General features: G+C 60.3%; 25 protein-coding genes. 11 read left to right on the top strand and 14 right to left on the bottom strand.

Going from position 1 to position 23,156, the window contains the following annotated elements; all coding sequences use genetic code 11:
* Nucleotides 1-705: 705 nt before the first annotated feature.
* On the top strand, nt 706-1,416 hold the full coding sequence (locus tag QJT82_RS38790; protein WP_245288861.1) for a hypothetical protein: 711 nt from the start codon (nt 706-708) through the stop codon (nt 1,414-1,416).
* A 226-nt stretch (nt 1,417-1,642) separates the two neighbouring features.
* Here the strand turns inward: QJT82_RS38790 and QJT82_RS38785 are convergent, their stop codons facing one another.
* The 6 genes from QJT82_RS38785 to QJT82_RS38760 form a co-directional block, all read right to left on the bottom strand.
* Nucleotides 1,643-1,840 (bottom strand): hypothetical protein, encoded by a 198-nt coding sequence (locus QJT82_RS38785; protein WP_016845116.1) that lies wholly within the window; start codon nt 1,838-1,840, stop codon nt 1,643-1,645.
* A gap of 652 nt (nt 1,841-2,492) precedes the next feature.
* Entirely contained in the window at nt 2,493-2,864 is a 372-nt protein-coding gene (locus QJT82_RS38780; RefSeq protein ID WP_016845117.1) for a response regulator, read from the bottom strand.
* Between the two features lie 74 nt (nt 2,865-2,938).
* On the bottom strand, nt 2,939-3,127 hold the full coding sequence (locus tag QJT82_RS38775; RefSeq protein ID WP_028343597.1) for an ATP-binding protein: 189 nt from the start codon (nt 3,125-3,127) through the stop codon (nt 2,939-2,941).
* Nucleotides 3,111-3,746, bottom strand: a complete 636-nt coding sequence (locus QJT82_RS38770; RefSeq protein WP_245288862.1) for a HAMP domain-containing sensor histidine kinase — start codon at nt 3,744-3,746, stop codon at nt 3,111-3,113. Before QJT82_RS38770 ends, QJT82_RS38775 begins: the two co-directional genes overlap by 17 nt.
* A 108-nt stretch (nt 3,747-3,854) precedes the next feature.
* Nucleotides 3,855-4,145 (bottom strand): hypothetical protein, encoded by a 291-nt coding sequence (locus tag QJT82_RS38765; RefSeq protein WP_016845119.1) that lies wholly within the window; start codon nt 4,143-4,145, stop codon nt 3,855-3,857.
* Nucleotides 4,146-4,377: 232 nt separating this feature from the next.
* Nucleotides 4,378-4,743 carry a response regulator gene (locus QJT82_RS38760; RefSeq protein WP_028343600.1) on the bottom strand — a complete coding sequence of 122 codons (366 nt, stop codon included), beginning with the start codon at nt 4,741-4,743 and terminating at the stop codon, nt 4,378-4,380.
* A gap of 243 nt (nt 4,744-4,986) precedes the next feature.
* Here QJT82_RS38760 and QJT82_RS38755 point away from each other — a divergent pair, with 243 nt between their 5' ends.
* From QJT82_RS38755 to QJT82_RS38720, 8 genes are all read left to right on the top strand, one after another.
* On the top strand, nt 4,987-5,406 hold the full coding sequence (locus QJT82_RS38755; protein ID WP_245288863.1) for a histidine kinase dimerization/phosphoacceptor domain -containing protein: 420 nt from the start codon (nt 4,987-4,989) through the stop codon (nt 5,404-5,406).
* An 889-nt stretch (nt 5,407-6,295) separates the two neighbouring features.
* Nucleotides 6,296-6,865 (top strand): hypothetical protein, encoded by a 570-nt coding sequence (locus QJT82_RS38750; RefSeq protein ID WP_245288864.1) that lies wholly within the window; start codon nt 6,296-6,298, stop codon nt 6,863-6,865.
* 839 nt (nt 6,866-7,704) lie between these two features.
* The gene (locus QJT82_RS38745) at nt 7,705-7,884 is read left to right on the top strand and encodes a hypothetical protein (RefSeq protein ID WP_028343602.1); all 180 of its coding nucleotides are present in this window, start codon (nt 7,705-7,707) and stop codon (nt 7,882-7,884) included.
* Between the two features lie 10 nt (nt 7,885-7,894).
* Entirely contained in the window at nt 7,895-8,245 is a 351-nt protein-coding gene (locus QJT82_RS38740) for a type VI secretion protein (RefSeq protein ID WP_245288865.1), read from the top strand.
* A 182-nt stretch (nt 8,246-8,427) separates the two neighbouring features.
* A complete protein-coding gene (locus tag QJT82_RS38735; protein ID WP_035632824.1) occupies nt 8,428-8,832 on the top strand; it encodes a hypothetical protein in 405 nt (134 codons plus the stop codon).
* 199 nt (nt 8,833-9,031) lie between these two features.
* Nucleotides 9,032-9,970, top strand: coding sequence for a class I mannose-6-phosphate isomerase (locus tag QJT82_RS38730; protein ID WP_028343605.1), 939 nt, complete (start codon nt 9,032-9,034; stop codon nt 9,968-9,970).
* The gene (locus QJT82_RS38725) at nt 9,967-12,252 is read left to right on the top strand and encodes a glycosyltransferase family 4 protein (protein WP_028343606.1); all 2,286 of its coding nucleotides are present in this window, start codon (nt 9,967-9,969) and stop codon (nt 12,250-12,252) included. Before QJT82_RS38730 ends, QJT82_RS38725 begins: the two co-directional genes overlap by 4 nt.
* A gap of 31 nt (nt 12,253-12,283) precedes the next feature.
* Nucleotides 12,284-13,582 carry a glycoside hydrolase family 130 protein gene (locus tag QJT82_RS38720; RefSeq protein ID WP_028343607.1) on the top strand — a complete coding sequence of 433 codons (1,299 nt, stop codon included), beginning with the start codon at nt 12,284-12,286 and terminating at the stop codon, nt 13,580-13,582.
* A 60-nt stretch (nt 13,583-13,642) separates the two neighbouring features.
* On the opposite strand, the gene QJT82_RS38715 is transcribed toward QJT82_RS38720, so the two are convergent.
* The 5 genes from QJT82_RS38715 to QJT82_RS38695 all read right to left on the bottom strand — a co-directional run bounded on the left by QJT82_RS38715 (nt 13,643) and on the right by QJT82_RS38695 (nt 18,173).
* Nucleotides 13,643-13,936, bottom strand: coding sequence for a hypothetical protein (locus tag QJT82_RS38715; protein ID WP_225895068.1), 294 nt, complete (start codon nt 13,934-13,936; stop codon nt 13,643-13,645).
* A gap of 331 nt (nt 13,937-14,267) precedes the next feature.
* The gene (locus tag QJT82_RS38710) at nt 14,268-15,269 is read right to left on the bottom strand and encodes an HWE histidine kinase domain-containing protein (RefSeq protein WP_028343608.1); all 1,002 of its coding nucleotides are present in this window, start codon (nt 15,267-15,269) and stop codon (nt 14,268-14,270) included.
* A gap of 977 nt (nt 15,270-16,246) precedes the next feature.
* Nucleotides 16,247-16,924 carry a Crp/Fnr family transcriptional regulator gene (locus tag QJT82_RS38705; RefSeq protein ID WP_028343610.1) on the bottom strand — a complete coding sequence of 226 codons (678 nt, stop codon included), beginning with the start codon at nt 16,922-16,924 and terminating at the stop codon, nt 16,247-16,249.
* A gap of 182 nt (nt 16,925-17,106) precedes the next feature.
* The gene (locus QJT82_RS38700) at nt 17,107-17,490 is read right to left on the bottom strand and encodes a hypothetical protein (RefSeq protein WP_014493209.1); all 384 of its coding nucleotides are present in this window, start codon (nt 17,488-17,490) and stop codon (nt 17,107-17,109) included.
* 500 nt (nt 17,491-17,990) lie between these two features.
* On the bottom strand, nt 17,991-18,173 hold the full coding sequence (locus tag QJT82_RS38695) for a hypothetical protein (protein ID WP_080686916.1): 183 nt from the start codon (nt 18,171-18,173) through the stop codon (nt 17,991-17,993).
* A 171-nt stretch (nt 18,174-18,344) separates the two neighbouring features.
* On the opposite strand from QJT82_RS38695, the gene QJT82_RS38690 reads away from it, so the two are divergent.
* Both QJT82_RS38690 and QJT82_RS38685 read left to right on the top strand, forming a co-directional pair.
* Nucleotides 18,345-19,349 (top strand): alpha/beta hydrolase, encoded by a 1,005-nt coding sequence (locus QJT82_RS38690; RefSeq protein ID WP_028343612.1) that lies wholly within the window; start codon nt 18,345-18,347, stop codon nt 19,347-19,349.
* Between the two features lie 83 nt (nt 19,350-19,432).
* Nucleotides 19,433-20,611, top strand: coding sequence for an AI-2E family transporter (locus QJT82_RS38685; RefSeq protein WP_028343613.1), 1,179 nt, complete (start codon nt 19,433-19,435; stop codon nt 20,609-20,611).
* A gap of 68 nt (nt 20,612-20,679) precedes the next feature.
* On the opposite strand, the gene QJT82_RS38680 is transcribed toward QJT82_RS38685, so the two are convergent.
* The 3 genes from QJT82_RS38680 to QJT82_RS38670 form a co-directional block, all read right to left on the bottom strand.
* Nucleotides 20,680-21,801 carry a PAS domain-containing sensor histidine kinase gene (locus QJT82_RS38680; RefSeq protein WP_028343614.1) on the bottom strand — a complete coding sequence of 374 codons (1,122 nt, stop codon included), beginning with the start codon at nt 21,799-21,801 and terminating at the stop codon, nt 20,680-20,682.
* On the bottom strand, nt 21,801-22,592 hold the full coding sequence (locus QJT82_RS38675; protein WP_264641722.1) for an alpha/beta hydrolase: 792 nt from the start codon (nt 22,590-22,592) through the stop codon (nt 21,801-21,803). Before QJT82_RS38675 ends, QJT82_RS38680 begins: the two co-directional genes overlap by 1 nt.
* Before the next feature lie 114 nt (nt 22,593-22,706).
* Nucleotides 22,707-23,105 (bottom strand): low affinity iron permease family protein, encoded by a 399-nt coding sequence (locus QJT82_RS38670; RefSeq protein WP_016845142.1) that lies wholly within the window; start codon nt 23,103-23,105, stop codon nt 22,707-22,709.
* Nucleotides 23,106-23,156: the final 51 nt, after the last annotated feature.

Below are 23,156 nucleotides of genomic sequence, written 5' to 3'. Positions count from 1 at the left end.
GCCAGCTGCTTTGTTGCCTGCGCAAATTGCGTTGCGTGCGCAAAAGCTTGCAAAATTTGTGGACACTCTCTGAGAAGATCAGGCGAGAATCGGTGGCGACGAAAAAATTCCGTCCCAAATTATTTTTGTTGCTGCGTTGCCGGAGAGGCGAGGGCCGCCTTGTAAGCGGTACTTAGCACCTTGCGCCGCTTAATTGATTGTTGAACGCCGGACTAGTCTTCGGACTAGTCCTTGTGGCTGAGGTGGGAAAGCTCGCGACTTCCGCTCGAATGCTTTGGAAGCGGCAGCCTTCGCGAGGCGATGCTGTTCGCAGCGATGAGTGTCCCGTTCGGGGCTCTAGAGAGGCCGTGCCGACTCGGCGCGGAGAGCCCCGGCATTAACTCATCTTAACTATACTGCTCTCGAGAGTTTGGCGTGCTAGAGGGGCCGCCCTATATAACATGTGTCCACCGCTCCCGAGGGCGGTCGTGCGGGCCATGGAGAGGCTCGCCGGAAGTTTCCGATCCGGCGTCACTTAGTGACGGAAGGCGGTGAAGGCTTCTCCAGATATCAGGCCTTCATCCCGGCAAACGGCCTCGCGCACCCCTGAAAACATTGAAACGAGCCTCCGGCACGTCGCTCGACGCGCGGCATTCTGCGCGCGCGATGCGATTGGCGTTTCGCAGGCCAGGCATAGGGAGACTGGTCTCGGGACTAGTCGTGCAAATGACCACAAAGACCTGCGGTGAAAGGAGCTCTGGAAACTGCCATGAGACTCTCGAAGAAGGCTCGGGAGCAGACTTCTGCAACGAGTCTCAGTTTGACGAGAAGGTCGCGGAATTCGGCCTGGAACCGATAAAAGCATATGCCCGCGTCGCTCGCGTTAAGAAGAAGGTTTCAGAGGCGGCCGAAGCCAAGCGCAAGTACCGAGCGCAGCGAAAGGCGGAAGGATTTGGGCAGTATGTTGTCGAGGTGCCCGTGGACGAGGATGCCAAGCGTACCGTGTACGCCGTGGCACAGGCGATCGTCGACGACAAGACGAACAGCAGAAATATGCGCTCGATCATCCTCTCGGTTGTTTCGAGTCCGGCGCTGCTTAAGCTCCACGAGGTTCTTTCGACGTCGTCGGTAAATGTCTCGTCGATTGTCAAGCTGATTGAGCGGGGAGAATTGGACAAGATCGTCGAGATCTATGCGCTGCGTCCTGCGCTGCTCCCCGACTTGTTGCGCTTAGCGAAGTCCGACACCGACTTCCTGTCGGTGCTCGAGTGCCTCGTTCGTCATGAGAAGGGCATCTCGGAGGGGTCTGCCAAGGGTCTGCTGGAAGCGGCGGTTATCGCAAATGATTGTCCCGAGGTTCTCAGGTTCCTCGAAGTTCGCCAGCGGGGAGGTCTTCGTGGCCGACTGCTTGGTTGGGCGCTGGGAAACATCCAGTAGCTGCCGCGGGCGGAGGCTGGCCAGTATAGATTCGTATCGGGGACGAGAATCCCTCCCTCTCCGCCATAATTTCGAGAAAGCCCCGTAAAATCAGGCTTTTCTGCACACCGAGGACTGCCGGTGTAGCCCCAGGGTGTAGCCCCTAGGTAATCCCAACCTGACACGGGACGCAGAAAACTTCAATCGATCGCGGGTCGCCAGGTGAACGCCGACCCGCGTGTCGCCGCTAATCCTTGTGGTCGTTCTGCTCGGCTTCACGCTTGCGAGCTTCTGGGCCTTCATCACCTGCGTGTTCGGCATCGACGATCTGGAGCTGAACCTTGAGGGCGTGGCGAACGGCGAAATCGCGGAATGCACTGGGCCCCGCCGACGCTGCGCCCGTGTGACGGTTGAGGCGACGCTCATCCATTGTCGCCGGCGTCATCGACCGAAGTCAGCGCGGAACGCGCAGTTCCTAAGTCCGACGCCAGCAAGCTTCCGACGCCGCGGCTGTCGCGATGACGGCGTGAGCCCACTGAACGTTCCCGCTCCTCCGAACCGGCGACTACCGAGGGCAAGGACTCGAACGCCCGATCCCGCAAGTGTTTTGCTCGTCTATTCGTCGAGCTGACGTCCCGCGCAAATCGCGGTTGGCTTCGAGTCGGGAAGTGCGGGAATCCCCCTGTCATTCGGCGTGTTGTTTGACCCCCGATCGGCGCCGAAGGATGACCCCGGCCCACGTCGCCCAATTCCTTGAAACATCACCGGAATGGTCGTCACGCGTGGGGTCAACGTTGAAAGCCGATGGGGGTCAAAGTTTCGGCGCTTATTTACAGTCCGCGCACCCGAAATACTCGAAACCGCGCTGGCGCGTGGCTTTGGCCATGGTCTCCAGGGTCTCGGTCCCGCCCGAGGGGGCGCTGTGGCAGTGAAGGATCCGGCTCTCTCTGCTCGCTAGGTAGGCCGAGGATCGAAAGGTGCGTCCCCGGAACGCAGGCTGTCCTGATGTGGTTTGATCGGCAGGGCCCTATCTTCAAGCGCCGTCGAACTCGATGGGCCCGCTGGTTTCGCGAGGGGAGCGAAAAATGTGATCGATCTCAGGCGATCCCCGTCATGTCCCGCAGCGTCGCGATGAGTTCGGCCCCACGGTACGGTTTAGGCAGAAAAACGCTGCCCTTTGGTAAATCATCGCCCGCGGCCCGGACATGACCCGATGTCGCAACTATTTTGATCGGCGGCCAACGGTCCCGCACGAACTGGGCAAGCTTCAACCCGTCCATTGAACCGGGCATCTGGATATCGGTGAAGACAAGGTGGATATCGGCCCGGGTCGACAGGATTGCGATGGCTTCGTCGGCATTTGCAGCCGGGATGACGTCGAACCCCGCATCCTCCAAAATCTCGACGGAATCCATGCGCAGCAGGAACTCGTCTTCGACGATCAGGATGACCGGCTTCACCTTCGACATTTCAGCATGACCTTTGCATGCCAAGCAAAGCGGGGAGGATTGGTTCCGAAGGAAAGGGCGTCGGGAACGCGCGATCATTTGGCCCGATCGTTCCGGACGAGCGGCATCGAGAACACGAACTGGGATTCTTCCGGCGTCGAGGTCACGTCGATCCTTCCGTCGTGCGCTTGCGCAATCTGCGAAGCGATATGCAGTCCCAGACCGAGTCCGTTTCGGCTGTTGCGCACCTCTCCGCGGAAGAACGGCTCAAACAGTCTCTGCATGGCGGCTTCCTGGAATGGGTTCGCCGCAATTAGCCACCCAGAGCCTGAATGTCCCGCCCTCCGTTCTGGCCCCCATCCGCACCGGCTGGTCCGGCGCTCCATGAGTAAGGGCATTACCAATCAAATTGGAGGCCAACTGTCCGATACGCGCGCGATCGCAGTCGACGGGCTCGTTTATCTCGAAGTCGGTCTGGATCAGGCGTTGAGGAGACGCCGTTCGTAATTCGTCGACGACCTGCTCGAGCACAGGCTCGATCGGCTTGGCGTCTCGGTGCAAGGTGATGCCCCCTCCCAGTCGTCCGCGCGCGAAATCCAGAATGTCGTCAATCAGATCGGACATGCGGGTGACGGTCGAGTTGATCATGTCGAGAATACGAAGCTCTTTTGGTTCCTGCAGCTCGCCCGACCGCTGCAGGATCCGCGCGCCGGCGCTGATGGCCGCAAGCGGATTTCGAAGATCGTGGCCGAGGACGGCAATGAATTGTTCGCGCAGCTGTGCGGTTCCAGCTGAGTGGCCAGACCCTCCTGAAGCTTCGACTTCGACTCCACTAGTTCGCGTTCGTAGCGTCGAACCGAACCCGCACGGTATCGCGAGCCGCGACCGGACCACGTCCAGCACCCCGGATTTGAAAGAAGGGTCCGTTTCTGCCGACGAGAGCACCCGTCGTTTGAGACGCGCCCGGAACGACTGAGGAGGGCACAGGCGTCCAGAAAATGGTGCGTCAGGCTAGGCGGCTTCCTTCAGAGAACCGAGACGCCTGCGGAGAAATGCCAGCACCACGATCTCGTCGGAGGTAAGCTTGGCGTACTGGCGCTTGAACTTCTGCGCTATCTTGGCTTCAATCATCTTCACGAGGTTCCCGGACATGTAGGCGTTCAGGACTTCCGGGTGCACGTAGCACTTGCGGCAGATGGCCGGCGTGTTGCCGAGCCGCTTTGAGACGCTCTCGATCGCGGCGACGACGTTGCGCTTTGCGTCGGCCTGGCTGTCGTATTTCTTGAACTTGGCCAGCGCCAACGCCGCCAGAACCGTTCCGGCCCAGGCCTGCCTACCCCGGAGGATCTACCGAGGATAAAGGCCCCAGCTCTGGGGGCTAGGGGGTGTGAGCTGGGGGGGCAGTACGGGGTTCGCCCCTGGGCAGGGGCATTGGGAAAACTTAGCACTGACGCCTTCGTTCCTGCGCAGGAAAGTTTGATCTGCGCGCATCGCCCCTGCTGAATCGGTGAAAGCACGGCAGCCGGTAAGACAGCTAAGCTGAAGGCGTCCCCTTCGTCTGGCCGAGCTCCTCTACTATTCGAACTATCTCTTCCGGCCGAAAGGGTTTCTTAACAATGCGGCTGCCGGGGACGGGACGTGGCAGGACGGGTGAGAAGCCAGTCGCGTAGATGACCGGCAAATTGGGAGACTGCTTCCGATAGCGTTCCGCGATCTGCCATCCATCGACTTGCCCGGGCAACCTGACGTCAGTCACCAGGACATCCGCGACGCGGCGGTTGCACCATGCCAGCGCCTTGTCGCCGGTGCTCGCGTGGATCACGTGATAGCCCGCCTCGCGAAGCGCCTCGACGACGAACTCGCGGATCAGAGGGTCGTCCTCTACAAGGAGTATGCTCACTGCCGGTGACGAAACGTATGGGTCTCGCATCGAACGGCGCAGCGCTCGGTCGTTCCCCGCGTCAATGGCTCTTGCGGACGAGCACGGCCTTGTGGAATTGGATCCCGCCAGGAACAGCTGTCCGCGGCACGTAGTTTTCAATCCATGAACAGGCTCTCCCCGCTCGTACTCAAGCACCGGCTTCCGACTCCCGTCCGGTACGGCATCTCCGCGAGCATCATGCTGGGCTGCGCCATACTGCAGATGGCGCTGCAGATGCAGACCGGCTCGCCGGGGTACCTGCTGCTGCCGGGCGTGTTTCTCTCGGGCCTGATCTTCGACCGGAGGTCCGGAATATTCGCGGCGATCATCGCCGTCGCCGTCGGCGCCTATGTCAGCTATGCGGGCAGCCTGGGTATCGACTATTTCGCGACGAATGCGCTCTTTGCGATCACCGCCGCCGGGACGGCCGCCGTCGCCGAATTCCAGCGTGCCGAACTGCGCCGGGTCGTCATGGCAGACAAGACGAAGGCCTTGCTGCTGCAAGAGATGGCTCACCGGACCAAGAACAATCTGACGATCCTCGGCGGCATGATCAGGCTGGAGGCGCGGCATGGAGGTCCGGAGGTCGCGGCTGCGCTCGAGGCTACCGCGCGCCGGCTGCAGGTGATGGCGGAGGTCTAGGACCATCTATCGCCGAAGCGGGACTAACATGCGCTATTTCCTGAACGACTTGGTCGAGAAGGTCTTTCAGTCCTTAGGCCCTTTCCGGACCGATCGCGTGTCAGGGGGTCTGCGAGGACATCGACCTCGCCAGCAACCATGCACTCGCAATCGGCATGATCACGAACGAACTGGTGACGAACTCGCTGAATACGCATTTCCTAGCGACAGGCCGGGCCACATCGCGGTCGCGTTTTCGAGCGCAAGCGGTATCGATCTCTCGGTGTCCGACAATGGCGTGGGTCTCAGTGAGGGGGCGGCGCCGGAGGGATTGGAGTCGCGGATAGTTCAGCTGCTGGCGCAAACAGCTCGAAGGCGAAACTTCCTACGAACGGCTGGAGCCTGGCCTCAGGGTCCGGGTGCGGGCGCACCCGCGATAGCTGCGGTTCGCCAGTTGGTCGTTCTTGACTGTCGGCGGTCCCTGATAAATTGCTTCAGCCAGCCGAGAAGATCGGCGGTGCGACGATGCTGGGCGTCGTAAAGGACTCGATCCAGATCCTGAAATTGGTTGGTTGGTGCTGCATTGCTCTCTCTCTCTCTCTCTCTCTCTCGTTCGGAGGGAAGCGTCCCAGGGATTCAGTACAAGACGACAGACGGGCTTTTTTGGATGGCCTTGGGGCGGTTGCCCCATGATGACCGAGATCGCGATGCCGATCGCCAAGGCCGACAACAGGGTCGACACGATCGGGTAGCTCCTCTCGTTGCTCATGCCTCAGTGCGAGGATTCGAGCTTCCGCATCTCTTGCAGGCGGGCAAAACAATAGTCGCGATAAAGGGTTTCGATGAATGTCCACATGACCATATCCCCATAGGTCTAATGACCGGAGCCTGATGCGTCGTTGGAGCTCCAATGCCAAGCACGCTGTTCAAAGATATGTCCTTGAATTCAAAGCTGCGCAGAAGCGAAAGAGGCTTTCTTGGCGATCGCGCGCCCAGGGGAGTCAAACGCGAGCTAATTCGAGCCCTGGCACCAGCCGCTGGCGGGCTTTTCACGGGCCACCGTGGCGCGCCCGAGCTAGTGCGCGTCATGGGTACGGAAAAGCAGAAGCGCGGGTCGCACAGAATGAGCGACTGCCAGCAGCTGGCTGCTCACGCGAAAGGCGAACCTGAACAGGAAGACCCGCTAACTGAATCAGCTTTATCTGGATCGTCCCGGCCTAGGCGCCGGGCGCTGGTTCGCTTTGGAGATTTTCGTTCGAGTCTCTTGTGCTTCCTTGGCCAATCTCAGTTCCTTGAGGCGCGCCATGTTTTCGCGAATATCAACGGCATTTTTTGCCTCTTCTTGCAAGACCACCTCGCGATGCGCGACCGCAAGGCGCTCTCGGTTCGCTTTGGCAGCGCGATGAAGTTCCCGATCGTCACTCATCTTATGGTCTCCGGCCTCGACATGCGGCTTGGAACGGTTAGCCGACCTCATTAGGCGCTCGGTTGAGGGCAGGAAGGCGCCCGCTTAGGGCTTTGAAACCTTCACGGGCGTATCTCAATGTCGCGCCCATCGCTGCCTCGGTCCCAGCAGCGTTCTTTAGCGCCACTGGCATCATCCGCCTTCTGTTCGGCGCGGTCGGCCTAATTCGCGGAAGGAAGGCTCCTCTTCCGGAGCCGTCGTCGGGTCGATCGTCTGGGCTGTGGTGGCGACCCTGCAACGATCAGCGCCAGGAACAATCTCTTCATCCCTGTTCATAACACGTGCCGGCTGAGAAGTCTGACTTTGTTTCGTCGCCGCTTCAGGGGAGTGAAGGATTCAATTCAACTCTGCGGGTGCGGCGGGGGCGACGACCGCCAACGGAGGCAGCCTCAATGCTGGGGGGTCCCCATTTCGACAGATCACGGAGGCGCAGAACAGTTGCTTGGTTGTGGAGCGAACCTAAATCGCCATTCGGGACGTTCGTGGAGGCTGCTCCGGACTTTGAATTCGAGCCAACGGCTCTCATCACTCGATGACCTCGTCGGTTTGTGCAAGAAGCATCGCCCGGCACTCCGAGGCGGAGAGCCCTGCAAATTCGATCTCGCTGCTGTTCCTCGACATTTTAGCGCTCGCTATTCCCAGGACGTAAGCGTAGAGTTGCTCATCACCGCCCATCCTGCGGCTTCCACCGGTGACTGAGGGTAACGAACGCTCCCGCCGAAAGAAAGGAAGAGGAGCGTGGATGTCTCGATCTCGTTTGGCAGCCGACTGGATCGTGTCGCCGGTGATCTTCCTACTGTTTCATGTGCTCCTGGTATTTGCAGCGGTTGTCCGGCGTGGATAGCGCAACACGAATGCAATACCTGGTTGGCGGCCACAATGGAGCCGGCCGCGTCAATCTGAGTCGCGACACGGCGGCTGCCGCCTTGAAGAAAGCGCGGGAGCTCTTGCAGGAAGACTATATGGACGTGCGGATCTGTACGCCGCGAGGCCAGATCTTGCTGCCTGACGAGTTCGATAAGCTCGAAGCCTGAGGGAACGGCTGTGCTGCCGCGCCAGAGCAAACGGCGGGCAGACGGTTTTCGCCTCGGCAGAAGAAAAAAGTACGAGATGATCGGCGTGAATGTTGCCCGAAAAGGCACCTGGATAAAGACGCTTCCTGTCGCATTTGCGCTCGGTACATTCGCCCAAGGCGCCGTCGCCGCGGAGCTGAACTGCCGCACGATCGAAAGCACGGGCGGACGCCTCGCTTGTTACGACGCTGCGTTTCCGCCGAAGGTGAAGAAGCCCGCGACGACCAGCGACGACGCATCGCGACCTGCATACAACGATCCGTTGATCGCGGAAGACACTCGAATCGCGGCCAAACTAAAGAATGTCTGTCGCGGCTGTTGAGCCCTGCGACCAAGTTTGCGCGGAACTGTGAGACGGCGACCTTAGTCGAAGAGCGCGCGCTGTCGACGCGTCGCTGCCGCTTTGCAACAGCAGCTCGGATTTTGCGGCAACGCCGCCGTGTCTGTTCTGGTCGACTATCGAGTTTGATCGTAATGGATGGCGGCGCCTAAGAAAGGCCGGACATGTTCAAGTCTAAACAATATCGTGCAGAAGCGGCCAAATACGGCGAACGGGTCAAGGGTTCGACCGATCTGGATGAAGGCCGCAAACTTCAGGAACTGCAGGACCGCCTCGTCTCGCTTGCTGATAACGAGCAGAGACTGGCGGACGACTACCACGACGCAGTTCATGTCATAAGCCCGGACCAACCTCGCGGCGCGGCCCTTGCAAGCGAAGAGGAGCGCGTTCTGCGGTGCCTTGGCGCGGCCGTCATCATGCAATGGAACGCGCTGCCGACGACGTTGCAGCGTGAGATCTTCGACACCGCTGGATCGGTCGGCAAGTTGCTGGAGACGGCGGAACTTCGTGGGCAGATCGCCCGATTTCTGCACAAGCACAAGAATGACGCGAACGGCAACGAACATTGATGAAGGCACGCCCGTCTTTATGAACGCGCAAAGGTTGTTATCGGATGCCGGAGTAGCCATCTGATGAAGGACACGATCGGATCGCTGTGACAGCGCCTGTCGCGAAGCGCGACGCTTTTTTTTAGCCACGCCAGATCTTACCGACCGCATCGACCAACAGCAGTCGCTTCGAGATGCGCGTCAAGGGTAAGGACAATCCATGACCATCGAACATGCCTCGGTGCAGGTTGCGCGCAGACCATGGGGGGTCGCAGACATCCGACCATGGAGCTGCATCGACGTTTCGGGCGACCCCGTCGGGGAATTGTGGTTTGATCGCATCGATAAAGATGCACCAGGCTCCGCCCTGCTGCTCAAGCTCCTGTTTACCAGCCAACCTCTGTCGATCCAGGTCCATCCCGACGATGAATTCGCGCACGCCATCGATTTGCCGAACGGGAAGACCGAGGCATGGTACATCCTGTCGGCAGCGCCGGGCGCGCGGGTAGCGCTGGGACTGACGCGGCGCCTCACGCCGCAGGCGTTGCGCGCAGCGATCAGGGACGGCTCGATCGCCGGTCTCGTGCAATGGCGCTCTGTTGCGAAGGGCGACTTCATCTTCGTCCCCGGCGGCACAATCCACGCCATCGGCGCCGGTATCGTGCTCGCCGAGATTCAGCAACGCAGCGATACGACATTCCGCCTGTTCGACTTTGGCAGGCACCGCGAACTGCACGAAGACGACGCGGTGGCTGCTTCCGACGCCGGGCCATCCCAGGCTCAATTCGCTCCGCGGCGTCTCACCGACGCACGAAGAGTTCTCGTCGCGCGCCCACAATTCGTGCTCGAGCGGGTCGACTTCCACGCCAATTCGCAGTGGGCGCTCGATGCCGACCGGGAAACCTGGATCCTCGTGATCGAGGGGAAGGGGCGCATCGGGCGAACGAATGCGACCGTCGGTGACGCGATCTTGATCGAGGCCGACAGCGCCGGCATCGAGGTTGGCCCGGACGGAATGACCGGCCTGCTCGCCTATCCGGGACCGGATCCCATGGTTTTGCTGCTGCAGGACTGCACCGGACGAGCGACCAAGTCTCCCGATGCTTCCACCGGCACGGGCTCCAGGAAATCGGGCAAGATCATCGAGGCACAGACATGACGTGGCTCCGCCGCATCGCCCTTATCGGCAACTCGCTGCCTCGCCGTTGCGGAATCGCAACCTTCACGATGGACCTGCAGAGAGCGATATCGGCGTCACGCCCTGATCTGGAAACCTGCATCGTGGCGATGACCGATCGCGGCCAGGCCTACGACTATCCGCCGGCGGTCGCTTTCCAGATCAAGGACGACAATGTCGAAGACTACCTGCATGCAGCGGATTTCCTGAATGCCGGCCGGTTCGATACCGTGTGCCTGCAGCACGAATTCGGCATTTTCGGCGGCGAAGCCGGCGCCCATATCCTCCCGCTGCTGGCGCGCCTGACCATGCCGGTCGTGACGACGCTTCATACCGTACTGGCCAACCCGTCAGCCAAGCAGCGCGCGGTCATGGAGCGCATCGTCGATGCGTCGTCGAAGGTGGTGGTGATGGCCAACAAGGCCCGCGAGCTACTGCGCAGCGTCTACCTCGTGCCGGACGACAAGATCGAGGTGATCGCCCACGGCATTCCCGATGTCGCCTTTGCCGGGCCCGATACGGCGAAGGCCAGGCTCGGATTTGACGGCAAGTCGGTCATTCTGACGTTCGGGCTGCTGTCCCCCAACAAGGGCATCGAAGTCATGATCGATGCAATGCCCTCGATTCTGAATCACTGCGCGAATGCGGTGTATGTCGTGCTCGGCGCAACGCACCCTAATCTGGTTCGAGATCAGGGCGAAGCCTATCGCGAAAGTCTGATGGCGCGGGTCCGCGAGCTGGGCGTCGAAGACCACGTGGTGTTCCTCGACCGGTTCGTGGATCAGGCCACGCTGCTCGATTTCATCTCGATGTGCGACGTCTATGTCACGCCCTATCTCAACGAGGCCCAGATGACCTCTGGAACCCTGGCTTACAGTTTTGGGCTCGGGAAGCCGGTCGTCTCGACGCCTTACTGGCACGCACGCGAGCTGCTTGCCGATGGATGCGGAGTTCTCGTGCCGTTCGGCGATGCGGCGGCGATCGGCGGTGAGATCGCCAAGCTGCTCACTGACGACGCGCGCCGGCAAGCGATGTGCCAACGCGCATACGCGATGAGCCGAATGATGACGTGGGAACGCACGGCCGAGCGCTACATGTCCGGCTTCGAGGCCGCGCGGCACAGTCATCGGCTCAAGGTCTTTGCGCGTCCCGATCCCGGCGCGCCGGAACCACGCGGCCCCGCGGCGCCCGACATGCAGATTGGCCATTTCATGACGATGTGCGACGACATCGGCTTGTTCCAGCACGCGGTTCAGTCGGTGCCGGATCGCTCGCACGGCTATTGCGTCGATGACAATGCCCGGGCGTTGCTCTTGGCCTGCGCCCTCAACAATCCCGGCGAACAGGCGTTGCCGGAAATCCTGACGACCCGCTTTGCGGCTTTCGTACAGCATGCGTGGAATCCCGACACCAGGCAATTTCGCAACTTCATGGGCTTCAACCGAACCTGGCTCGAGGACAGAGGCTCGGAAGACAGTCACGGGCGGACGCTATGGGCATTGGGCGAGGCGGCACGCAGAGACACGAGCCCGTCGCGGCGCAGGTGGGCCACCGATTTGTTCGCCCAGGCTTTGTCGGCGGCGGAGAGCTTCAGCTCGCCCCGCGCGTGGGCGTTCATGCTGCTAGGTCTGGACGCTTATTGCACTATTGCTCCGGATGATCTCCACGCGAGGGAAGTCCGGCATGCGCTTGCTGACAGGTTGATGTCCTGTCTGGCGTCGGTAGAGACGCCGGACTGGGTGTGGTTCGAGGAAGGGCTCGCTTACGACAACGCGCGATTGCCGCAAGCCTTGATGCTGACAGGGATGACGACTCAAACGCCGCAATACCGCGATGCCGGATTGCGCTCATTGCGCTGGCTGATGACGCAGCAGACGAGCGTGGCAGGTCATTTCCGGCCGGTGGGCACCGGCAGCTTCGGCGAACAGCGGCAACATCCCCGCGCCTTCGATCAGCAACCCGTGGAAGCCACGGCAACGATCGCTGCCTGCCTGACGGCGTGGCGTGCGGACGGCGATGCCGAGTGGAAAACCATGGCCATGCGCGCCTTCGGCTGGTTTCTGGGCAGCAATGATCTGTCCGTAGCACTGGTCGATCCGCACACCGGGAGCTGCCGCGATGGATTGCATCCCGATCGCGCCAACGAAAACCGTGGAGGCGAGTCGGTCGTCTGCTATTTGCTTGGACTTGCGGAGATTCGTCAGCTCGCGCGCGTCAACACCAGCCTGAACAAGCCCTCGGCCTTACGCGCCGTGGGCGCTTGAATTCCCTTTCATCCAGCGACCTGAGGATACCGTGTCACAAGCTACCTTCCTGAACCGGCAGGCGCTTCATCTGCGTCCCGATCCCGCGCGAGTTATCGTGCGGCCATTCAAGCCGGCGACTGAACCGCGCGATCTCAACCCCACCGACAAGATGCGCGCAAATCATATCGTCGAGCGAGTTCTCGCACTCGATCAGGAAGCCGTTGCCGCTCAGCTCGCGGACGTCCTGGACAATTTCAAGGGGCGACATCGCAACCTGTTGGAAAGATTCGAGGCCCGCGCGGACGAAATGGAGGACGCTTTCGCGACGCATGGCGTCTTCTCAATGAAGCAGCGCCAGCTGGTCGGCGCCTATTTCCTCAATGAGTATTCATTCGAAGCCTCTGCCTTGTTCAATCCGAGCATCGTGGCGCACCCCGATCAATCGGGAGCGCCGAAGGGCGGCGTGCGCTTCATCCTCAGTCTCCGTGCCATAGGCGAAGGGCATGTATCGTCACTGACGTTTCGAACCGGGACCATCGCGGCTGACGGCAGTCTGGCTGTTAATCCGACGGCTCGGCTCGCGTCGATTCCGAGGATTTGCCATCGCATATCGGGGCCGGACGGCGAGCGTGTCGAGCTGGTTTTCAAGCCCGAAGAAGACCTGACCGAGCGCGTCATCTTTCCCGTCACAGAATCCCAATCGAACGGCATAGAGGACGCGCGCTTTGTCGAATTCAGCGACGGCGATCGAAAGACGTATTACGCGACCTATACCGCTTACAGCGGTCGAGCCATCCGCTCCGAACTGATCGAAACCAGTGATTTCACGTCGTTTCGACTGGCGCCCCTGCGAGGGGCTGCGGCTCGGAACAAGGGCATGGCACTGTTCCCGCGCAAGATCGGCGGCCAGTATGCCATGATCGCGAGGCAGGACAATGAGAACCTGTATCTAATCTATTCAGACGACCTCCACACGTGGGATGGCGGTCAAGCCATTTTGAAACCGCAGTTTCCCTGGGAGTTCGTCCAGATCGGCAATTGCGGGTCGCCGATCGAACTCGATGAGGGTTGGCTGCTGCTGACGCACGGTGTCGGCCCGGTCCGCAAATACTCGATCGGTGCGGCGCTGCTCGACAAGCGCGACCCATCCAAGGTGCTGGCACGTTCGCGCGAGCCGCTATTGCGGCCTGAACCATCCGAGCGCGAAGGATACGTCCCTAACGTCGTTTATACGTGCGGCGGGATGCGGCACAATAACCAGATCATCCTGCCATATGCCGTGTCCGACACATTCTCGAATTTCGCAACGATCGAGATTTCCGAGCTCATGAACGCGATGAAATGCTAGGGCGCGGCCAGCTGATCTCAGGAGCATACATCCAGTTCAATAGCTGCTTTTGTTCCCGAGCTACTCCTGCGCCTTGACGCCAGGCCGCACGCTTATCCTTGCGAGCTCGCGACGCTCGTCCTCTGTCAGCTGCCAATCCTCGCACTGGCTGCAAAGCTGCGCGAAAACGTCGTGTAATTGGCTTCGGGCTACCCTGACGATCTCGGTATCGTCGAATTCGCAAGACTTCAGGAAAATTGGCAAGGTAAAACTGGTCTGACGGCTTTCGAACTGAAACGTCAGGCGAATGTCCTCGCCACGTTCATTCGGCAGAATCACCTCGATGCGTGCGATCGTAATCTCGAACATATTCATGCGCATCTCTTGCTTGGTCGACCTTGAATTGAGCTTTTCAGCGGGCGCGCGGATTCCGACGAGGTTGCTCGGATACACCGATATGAAGTCGCCCGTCCTTGAAGTTGTCAAAGGGAAGCGGCATGTCCGCAGCGTCACGGGCTCAGGCCTTTCGGGCATATTGCCGGGTTAGGCGCAGGCGCTGGCCGCAGACGTCGAGCCGATGGGCATTGTGCGAGGCCCCCTCATGCAGTCTCCCGGAAGGGCCGGCCACTCTGGAACGCGGACCTGATCTCCGTCTTCAAGGCTCCGCGTTGCGCCGGCCGCTACTATACGAAGATCTCAAGGTTCCTCACCTTGCCAGGCGATCTTTGCTCATGATCAGCGTCACGACCAGCCCCTCTTCCGACCAGTCGAATGCGATGGAGCCACCGAGTTGGGCCGCCATGCTCCGCTGCACCAATTTGCTTCCAAAGCCATCGAGCATTGCGGGAAACTTGAGAGGCGGGCCGCCCCGCTCGGTCCAGGTCACGACGACTTCGTCGCCATGGGCATTGCACGACACGTCCAAGGTGCCGCTTGCCAGCGATAGCGAACCGTATTTCGCCGAGTTCGTTGCCAGTTCGTGCAGCACAAGAGCGAGCGTTGTACTCGACATCTCGCCGACATTCATCTTCGGCACCGAAACGCGAATGCGGACGCTCGCCTCTCTTTCGTCGTAAGGCGCGAGCAAGATGGAGACGAGGTCACCAAGAAGCGCTCCTTCGCTCTTCCTTCCCGGTATGGGGCGAATGAGATCCTGTGCACGTCCCAAGGCCATCAGCCGATTTGTTAGCTCGTGGGCCATGTCTTCTTTGGTTGCGGCCGAACGCGATGTAAATTGAGTAAGCGCGGTCGCGATAGTCAGAAGGTTCTTCACGCGATGGCTCATCTCACCGGCCAGCAACTCGTTCGCTTCTTCGGCTTGCTTGCGTTGGGTAACATCGAGGAAGATGCCAAACATGGTTCGATCGGCGATGTCCGCATCGTCGCCTTGCCCGCGCGCGGAGATCCAACGGATGTCGCCGTCGAACAAGATGCGAAAGTCAATCTCGTAAGCGCCTACTATTGCGCGAGTAGCGGCAAACGCAGACCTGACCCGTTCCAGATCGGCAGGATGGATGTTCCTGGACAGGATCTCGAATGTGATGTGTTTTTCGCTCTTCGCAACGTCCCACAGGTCGTAGGCGCGTTCGTCCATCGTAATGGCGTCCGTATCCACGTTCCAGGCCCACAAGGCCACGCCGGCGGCGTCGGTCGCAGCACGCAAGTGCTTTTCATTCCAAACCGGCATCGATATCTTATCGGACGACATCCGCTTTGCTTCCATCTTGTACACCGATAACGGCTGAGGGGCGCGGTGGTGCCAGGCAGCGCATGTGAGCGGAAGAACGAGGCTTGGCGGAATCAATTTCCGTGATCGGCCCGCGCCGGCCGGCCTGCGCACTCCGACATACGCGCCGCGAGCGGATAGGAATGAGCCTTGCCTTAGTCGGCGTCCGTGATCCTGCCCTTGCCTTTGCATGACTGGCATTTCGCTGGGTAGATCTTTCGGCCCGGTTCCACCGGCTGCATCGTCGGAGCGAAGCCCGTTCCGCTGCATCCAGGGCAGGTATGCTCTTTGATCTTTAGCGTCATATCGACCTTTCAGGTTCCGCGGATCTGCGGCCACCAATTTCATTACAGATCGCGCGCTTCCATGATCGATCACGCTTCAGCGGTCCGTCCTGCTTCTCGCGCTCCTGCGCCAAGCCAAACAAGAGCGGCCCGAGTTCGGCACTGGTCGAGATCTCGGGCCGCCCGAACGGCGCGGGGGCGGCCCGCGACGCCCGGCGTCATCCGATCACATCCAGCTCGCGGTCGCTGTGCAATTTTGCTCACTCTTCGACGCGCCACTTGTTGGTCCCCACCTGCTCACGCGCCCTGATGCCGGGCACGCGAGGTAAGACCGGTCTGAGGTGCCTTCGAATTGAAACGTCGGCCGACCGTCCTCGCCGTGCTCGTTCGGCGGAATCGTCTCGATGCGTGATCTGTATGCTGAATGCATTCAGCGCATCACCTTGCTTGATCGACCTTGAAGCGACTTCCCTCGGCTTGATCTCGATCTCGATCGCGCTCGGCAGCGATGCTGCCGCGATCATACCAAATGACAACCATACTGGATCGCGATCAGCATCGCAGCGATCCAGCGAGAGGGCGAATGCTAAAGACCGGCGAGGGGGCCGACGTGCCCGACCTCCAAATGGCGATGCCACGCATCTGCAGTCGATCAATCGACCGGTCGCGCGCCGGTCAGTCCTTCCGGCCCAGCTCCGACTTCTCAATCAGAACGGCGTTCAGGAGCGAGCTATGGACCTCGATTTTTCCATTGTAGCTGATGAAGCCAAGCCTGCGGAATTTATTCATGAAGAAACTAACCCGCGATCGGGTCGCGCCGATCATTTCGGCAAGTGTTTCCTGACTGATCTTGACCCCAATAGGCTGCGGGCTGGTTTCCTTGCCGAAATTCGCGAGCAGAAGCAACAGCCGCGCCAGACGTTTTTCGCTGGAGTTGAATAGTTGGTCGATCAGATCTTCTTCGATTCGACTATTGCGCGTGAGCAGGTACGCCATGAACAATTGGGAGAACTTGGGCCTGCCTTCGAGCGCTGAAATCATTGCCAGTTTCGATATTCTAGTGATGGTGCTGTCTTCCATTGCCGTAGTCGTCGCGATACGCAATGGCTGGCCGTTGAGACAACCTTCACCAAAGAATTGTCCCGGCTCCAACATCCCGACGACGGCTTCCTTGCCCTGGTCGGAAACGACCGTGAGCTTGATCTTTCCTTTTTGAATGTAGAAAACCGCGTCCGCGACATCTCCCTGCACGAACACGTTCTGACCCTTGCCAAGCTTTGAGATCGATTTTCCTGCCCCAACCTTGGCGAGGAAGGTCTTGGGATCAAACTTGTCCTTCGCGGGCTTGGCCAAATGGACGCTCTCATTCCCTAGGTGTAATGCCCCGTGATATTAGCAGAATGTCCGCTTCGTGGAAGGCGCAGCGCGTGAGAGCGGGAACGGAAATCACATCAGGGAATTTCGGCCCGCAAGGGGGGGCCAGGTATGGACATCCCGAAATACTGCGCAGATTGCGCCCTGCGCAGGTTCGCCGGCTATCCGCGTTGCTCCACCGCTTTTTCGCGGCCGAGCGATTCGGCACAAGCCCGAGCAACGGCCGAGTTTGGCTCGGTGCTTCCCGGCATCGTGGCCCAACCTCCCTTTTCGACGAACTTGCCTTGTTCCGATACATAGGTCGCCTTCTTCATTTCGGTCAGGTTCGCCGAGGCATCAGCGGTCTGTCGAAACTTTTCAACGCAGATGGGTGTGAGAGCTGCGACGACGGCCGTCGCAGCGCGGCTTGCAGCGAGGGTCTCTGCGGACCCACCGGTCACCCAGCCGCCCCAGCTGAAGCCAACGATCGCCAGGGCCATCGCCCCAGCCACAGCACCCCACAGAACGGAGCGCGCGGTCGCCTTTGTCTCCCGGGAGATGTCCATGGTGTCGCCTTTAACTTGGAGGATCGAGATAGCCGAGGAAGTCAAGCATGTCGATCGATGGACGGCTGTACCAAATTGCTCACTCAGCCTGCGTGGAGACCATTCGGACAATTCGGATGGACACATTGCCGCATGACGTCACCTTGGGCGAAGACTTTCGCAAATCGGCTGGATCGGGTGCCCTGCGATGCTCAGACCTGTACGACCCTAGCTACATTCCTACGCAGTTGCGCGGCGAGTGCCAGCGGTCCGCGCATTCTGTTCCTTTTTGAACAGCCAGCGCTGTCCACGCGTGCTCTGTTCTTTGATTGCCTGACTTGGACTCATACTTCCGATCGGCCCGGCCCTCGTGGCCGGGCTTTTCGTTCCGGCTCCATGGATGTCTCTGTTAGCTTAGAACGGTCATCAGTCTGAGTCTGAGCAAAATCACAGCGGCCGTGCCCTTCACCGGCCGCCGCGAGAGAAAGCGAGCCGCCAATTGGCGGCCTCATCAACAAGTTCTAACCGCCGGGCTCTTCCTTGTGATCGTGCGGAGTCTTGTGATCATGCCGAGTGCCCCGATTTTCGTCAGTCTGCTCCGCATCCCCCGGCGTTTTTCCCGCCATATTTCCGGGATTGAAATGGTACTTGCCATCCGGATTCTCGCCGGGCTGCTTCTCGTTCGGGTTCTTTTTGTTAGTCATTGGACCTGTCACTCCTTGGGAAGAGCAACAATGTTGAACGGGACCGAGGTCTCTATGTTCCCATGGCTGCGATTGACCGCGTGGAACGAAAGCTCGCTCGTCGCCGTTGAGCATGACCTGCAACATTCTCATTGGCGTGAGGCGTCGTGCAGACCACTTGAGGTGTTGCACATGGCTTTTTCGCAAATACGTTCTTCGGCATTCCTGTCCGACTGTCTGGCCGCCTTCAGGCGATATCCCGCCATCGCCGCGTTTGCTGGGGCCGCTACCCTTGTGGCGGCGACGGCGATCGCGAACCGGCATTTTGCCGAGAAAGCGCAGCGTGATAACCCGCCACAGGGGCGGTTCCTCGACGTCGACGGGGTCCGTCTGCACTATGTGGAGCGCGGCAATGGCCGGCCGCTGGTTCTCTTCCACGGCAATGGCAGCATGATCCAGGATTTCGAGTCGAGCGGCCTGATCGATCTGGCAGCCGAGAATTACCGGGTCATCGTCTTCGACCGACCTGGATTCGGGCATAGCCTGCGGCCGCGAAACGTGGTTTGGACGCCGGAGGCACAGGCGGACCTGTTCAGGAAGGCATTTGATGGGCTGGGCGTTCAGCGAGCCATCGTACTCGGGCATTCGTGGGGGGCGTCGGTCGCGGTTGCGCTGGCGATAAGGCATCCTTCCTTCGTCGAAGCGCTGGTGCTGGCATCGGGATACTATTTTCCGACCGCGCGAGCCGACGCAGTGGCCTCATCTCTATCCGCTACACCCGCGCTTGGCGATATCATCAGCTACACTGTCTCACCGATCCTGGGTCGATTGATGTGGCCGGCAATGTTGCGCAAGGTGTTCGGCCCGCAACCAGTCCCCGGAAAATTCGCCGGCTTTCCGAAGGAAATGGCCGTCCGGCCATCACAGCTCCGCGCCGGTGCAGCGGAATCGACGTTGATGGTTCCCGCTGCATTTGCTTCTTCGAAGACCTACGGCGAACTCGACATGCCGACGATCATACTCGCGGGCGAGGATGATCGTTTGATCGATATCGATGAGCAATCGGCCAGGCTGCATGACGAGGTCAAGCAGAGCAAGCTGCACCGCATTGCCGGAGCCGGACATATGATCCAGCAATCTGCCACGCGAGATCTAATGGCGGCTATCGACGAAGCCGCTGCCGAGACCCTGCACTAGTCCGTCGGATGCGGCGATGCGCTGGCGCGTACCGCTCGCCATGACCGCGCAGGGATACCTGGCTACCGGCAGGACAGATTTGCGTGGAGGATGGAGGAGACCCCTTGGTTTCGCTTTCGATGTTGCCGCAGGAGCCCCCCTCGTCGCCAGGGCAGGACGCCGGCGCGTCGGAATCGGAGGCCTTGCCAACGCAGGCGGTCGACAATGTCGAGATGCCGCTGCCGTCCAGTCCGCAGACGTTCTTTCTCGGTAGCCTGTTGACACTGGCCGTCCTGGCGGCCGTGTACGTGGCAAGCTCGATCATATTGCCCGTGGTGCTCGCCTTCGTGTTGCAACTCATTCTGCAACCTGCCGTGGATCTTCTCGAGCGTATCGGCCTACCCCGTACCGTCGGCGCGCTCTTGGCGATCCTGCTGGTCGTGGGAGCGCTCGTCGGCTTTGTGGCAGCCTTGTCAGTACCCGCCGCGTCGTGGGCGGAGAAGTTGCCGGACGGCTTACCGCGCCTGGAAACTCATCTGGTCGTCCTGAAGCGCCCGATCGAAGCGCTGCAAAAGGTTGTCCAGCAGGCGGAGCACGTCGCGGACTCTCCCGGGAAAAAGGAGCCCACCGTTTCGGTTCGCCGCGATCTCGGTCTGACCGGCGTGCTCTTTGCCGGAACGCGCGCCGTGCTCGACGGCCTGTTCACGACGGTTCTGGTGCTCTATTTCCTTTTGGTCGCAGGCGACATTTTTCTGCGACGCATCGTCGAGGTGCTGCCGAATTTTGCCGACAAGAGGCAGGCCGTGGACATCTTCCAGCAGATCGAAGCGGACATATCCGCCTATCTGCTCACGATCACGGCCATGAATGCTGCGGTGGGAATAGCGACGGCGGCTGCGATGTACCTCTGCGGGCTTGGAGATCCCTTGTTGTGGGGAGCCGCTGCCTTCCTGCTCAACTACGTTCCAATTCTGGGGCCGTTGTTGGGAACCGTTATCTTCCTGCTGGCCGGAATGTTGAGTTTCGACAGCTTGTGGTGGGCCTTGCTGCCGGCGGTTCTTTACTTCTGCATCCACCTCGCCGAGGGCGAGACCCTGACTCCCATGCTGCTTGCGCGACGCTTCACCCTGAATCCCGTGCTGATCATCCTGTCGCTGGTGTTCTGGTTCTGGATGTGGGGGGTGCCCGGCGCGATCCTGGCCGTTCCAATGCTGGCCATCCTGAAGATCGTCAGCGATCGCGTCCGTCCGCTAAAGGCTTTGGGGCACGTCCTCGAAGGATAATCGCAGTATCGCGTCTCGGTGATGGATTGAGGACGTGCCGCCGGCGAGGCAAGGCCAGTGCTGGCAGGCTACGAAAGAGGCATAGAGAAGGTGAAGCGGGTCCCAGCGGAGTTCGATGCAACGGTCAAAGCGCCCCCATGGGCCTTTGCGATCTGAGAGGCGATGTAGAGCCCCAATCCAAGCCCCTGCTTGCTCGCACGAGCTTTGCCGCGGAAGAACGGTTCGAACAACTTCTCCATCACCGTTTCCGGAATCGCCTCACCCGCATTGGCGACCCAGAGTTCAAACGATCCCTTTCGCGTCTCGGCGTGAACGACGATGGGTTTGTCGGTTGCTCCGTGCGTCACCGCGTTGCCGAGAAGGTTGGAGAGGAGCTGGCCGATGCGGATGCGATCGCAGTTCACCGGCTCGTCGATGGCAAATTCGGTTTCGATGACCCGGCCGGGTGAGGCCAGTCTCAGTTCGTCGACCACCTGGGCAAGGGCAGGTTCGAGCGGCGCTCTTGCATCGCGTTCCAGGGTAATGCCGCCGCCCAGCCGACCGCGCGCGAAGTCGAGGACGTTGTCGATCATCGAGGCCATTCGCATGACCGTGGTCTGCATCATGGCGATGATCTGGTGTTCCTTTTCGCTATGGACGGTTCGGTCGAGAATTCTCGCGCCGGCGCTAATGGAGGCGAGAGGATTGCGAAGATCGTGACCGAGCACGGCGATGAACTGTTCGCGCAACTCGGAGGTTTCGTGCTCGAGCCGCAGCAGTTCTTGCGTCGCCTTCTCGGCGCCAATCGCCAATTCTCGGGCGGCCAGAAGCTCGTGCTCGTAGCGCCGCCGATCCGTCGCCTTGATCAGGGCTAGACGGATGAGCAGCAGCCTTCCTTCCGGATCGCGGCGCTCGTTCGCGTTGGCGATCATCTGCAGCGGCGTACCGGCGGCGGTCAACACGTCGATGGCGAATTCGTCGAAGGATCCCTGCATTCGGAGCAGCGGCGCGATATGGGTTTCGTAATAGATGCGGCCCGGCATGGTCAGAAAATCGCTGAAGCACTTCCCGATCATCTGTGGCGCCGTATGTCCGCTCCATTCCAGGAAGGTGAGGTTGACGTACTCGATCCGGCCGTTCGGCTGCAGGGTGACGTAACCGCAGGGCGCGTTGTCGATCATGTCCTTGAACTGGGGATCGGAGGCGCGCACTAGACAAAAGGTCGCATCGCCGCGATGACCTCTTCCGGCGCGCTCAGATTTGGGCAATGCCCGGTCGCGTCCAGGACGATCATCCGGCTGTTGGGAATATTGCGGGCGACAAACTCGCCGACCTCCGGCGGGGCGATAATATCCTCGCTGCACTGGAGAACGAGGGTCGGAAGGGAGACCTCCGCGAGGTCTTCGCGGTTGTCGGAGGTGAAGGTCACCCGGGCGAACGCTTTGGCGATTTCGGGATCCGTGCTGCAGAAGCTATTGGTTAGCTCCTGACCCAATTCCGGTCGGTCGGGATTGCCCATGATCATCGGCGCCATCTGCATCGACCAACCCATGTGGTTCGAGTCGAGAAACCTGAGCAATTCCTCGATCTGCTGAGCGCTGAACCCACCAACGTATCCATCGTCGTCGATGTAACGGGGTGACGGGCCGATGAGTACGAGCTTGCCGAACATCCCGGGGGCTTGTCGGGCGGCCAGCACGCCCATCATGCTGCTGACGGAATGTCCTACGAAGACGGAATCCTTCAATCCGAGCTCCGTGCCGATTTCGACCACGTCTTTGGCGTAGCCGGACAGGGTCGAATATTTGGCGCTGTCGTAGGCCGAGAGGTCGGAGCCGCCGGCGCCGACGTGGTCGAACACAACGGTCATGAAATCCTTTTCGAACGCGGGAGCCACAAAGCGCCACATGTTCTGGTCGCACCCGAAGCCGTGTGCGAAGATCATCGTCCGGTGGCCGGCGCCGCGAACGCGAACGTTATTTCGTTTGATTGTGCCTGCCATCAGGACTCCCTGAATCGCCCTTTATCGTGCAGTTCCTCTAACGTCGCCGGGCCGCGGTCCGGTTTGCGAGGCCTGAATGCAGTGGAGATGCCCGGTCCTGCGAGCCGATCCGGATCAGCCGGCGCGCTCGAGCATCTCGACTTTCGCTTGCTTGATTTCTTCATCCGACGCCTCCTCGATGCCCGCAATGCGGTTGCTTGCGGCCTTGGTCGCCAGGATCAATTCGTCGAGTTTCAACTGCAAGGCCAGCGTGTCGCGGTTCTGCGTTGACTGGATCAGAAAGACCATCAGGAACGTCACGATTGTCGTGCCCGTGTTGATGACGAGCTGCCAGGTATCGCTGAAGCCGAATAAGGGACCTGTGATCGCCCACACGAGTACGACGGCAACTGCCAGCAGAAAGGTCGTCGGTCGGCCGGAAATGCGCGAGGTCGCAACTGCCAGCCGGGCGAACCAATTGCCGCTTGGTTGAGCATTCGCGGACGTAGAGCCTATGGGCAGATTTGCGCGCATTGAATGATTTCCTTGGCGAAGCGGAAGCCACACCGCAGATGTCCGCAAGTC

Origin of the sequence: Bradyrhizobium sp. Mp19, from assembly GCF_029952935.1 — a bacterium.
Taxonomy (GTDB): Bacteria; Pseudomonadota; Alphaproteobacteria; order Rhizobiales; family Xanthobacteraceae; genus Bradyrhizobium; species Bradyrhizobium elkanii.
Note: the sequence above shows the minus strand (reverse complement) of the source record. Positions and strands in the feature narration are given on the sequence as shown.

What these genes read in the sequence shown, in the direction of transcription:
- QJT82_RS38790 (WP_245288861.1), top strand. Translation starts at nt 706, where the DNA reads ATGACCACAAAGACCTGCGGTGAAAGGAGCTCTGGAAACTGCCATGAG.
- QJT82_RS38785 (WP_016845116.1), bottom strand. Translation starts at nt 1,840, where the DNA reads ATGACGCCGGCGACAATGGATGAGCGTCGCCTCAACCGTCACACGGGC.
- QJT82_RS38780 (WP_016845117.1), bottom strand. Translation starts at nt 2,864, where the DNA reads ATGTCGAAGGTGAAGCCGGTCATCCTGATCGTCGAAGACGAGTTCCTG.
- QJT82_RS38775 (WP_028343597.1), bottom strand. Translation starts at nt 3,127, where the DNA reads ATGCAGAGACTGTTTGAGCCGTTCTTCCGCGGAGAGGTGCGCAACAGC.
- QJT82_RS38755 (WP_245288863.1), top strand. Translation starts at nt 4,987, where the DNA reads ATGGCGCTGCAGATGCAGACCGGCTCGCCGGGGTACCTGCTGCTGCCG.
- QJT82_RS38750 (WP_245288864.1), top strand. Translation starts at nt 6,296, where the DNA reads ATGCCAAGCACGCTGTTCAAAGATATGTCCTTGAATTCAAAGCTGCGC.
- QJT82_RS38745 (WP_028343602.1), top strand. Translation starts at nt 7,705, where the DNA reads ATGCAATACCTGGTTGGCGGCCACAATGGAGCCGGCCGCGTCAATCTG.
- QJT82_RS38735 (WP_035632824.1), top strand. Translation starts at nt 8,428, where the DNA reads ATGTTCAAGTCTAAACAATATCGTGCAGAAGCGGCCAAATACGGCGAA.
- QJT82_RS38730 (WP_028343605.1), top strand. Translation starts at nt 9,032, where the DNA reads ATGACCATCGAACATGCCTCGGTGCAGGTTGCGCGCAGACCATGGGGG.
- QJT82_RS38725 (WP_028343606.1), top strand. Translation starts at nt 9,967, where the DNA reads ATGACGTGGCTCCGCCGCATCGCCCTTATCGGCAACTCGCTGCCTCGC.
- QJT82_RS38715 (WP_225895068.1), bottom strand. Translation starts at nt 13,936, where the DNA reads ATGAATATGTTCGAGATTACGATCGCACGCATCGAGGTGATTCTGCCG.
- QJT82_RS38710 (WP_028343608.1), bottom strand. Translation starts at nt 15,269, where the DNA reads ATGTCGTCCGATAAGATATCGATGCCGGTTTGGAATGAAAAGCACTTG.
- QJT82_RS38700 (WP_014493209.1), bottom strand. Translation starts at nt 17,490, where the DNA reads ATGGACATCTCCCGGGAGACAAAGGCGACCGCGCGCTCCGTTCTGTGG.
- QJT82_RS38695 (WP_080686916.1), bottom strand. Translation starts at nt 18,173, where the DNA reads ATGACTAACAAAAAGAACCCGAACGAGAAGCAGCCCGGCGAGAATCCG.
- QJT82_RS38690 (WP_028343612.1), top strand. Translation starts at nt 18,345, where the DNA reads ATGGCTTTTTCGCAAATACGTTCTTCGGCATTCCTGTCCGACTGTCTG.
- QJT82_RS38675 (WP_264641722.1), bottom strand. Translation starts at nt 22,592, where the DNA reads ATGGCAGGCACAATCAAACGAAATAACGTTCGCGTTCGCGGCGCCGGC.
- QJT82_RS38670 (WP_016845142.1), bottom strand. Translation starts at nt 23,105, where the DNA reads ATGCGCGCAAATCTGCCCATAGGCTCTACGTCCGCGAATGCTCAACCA.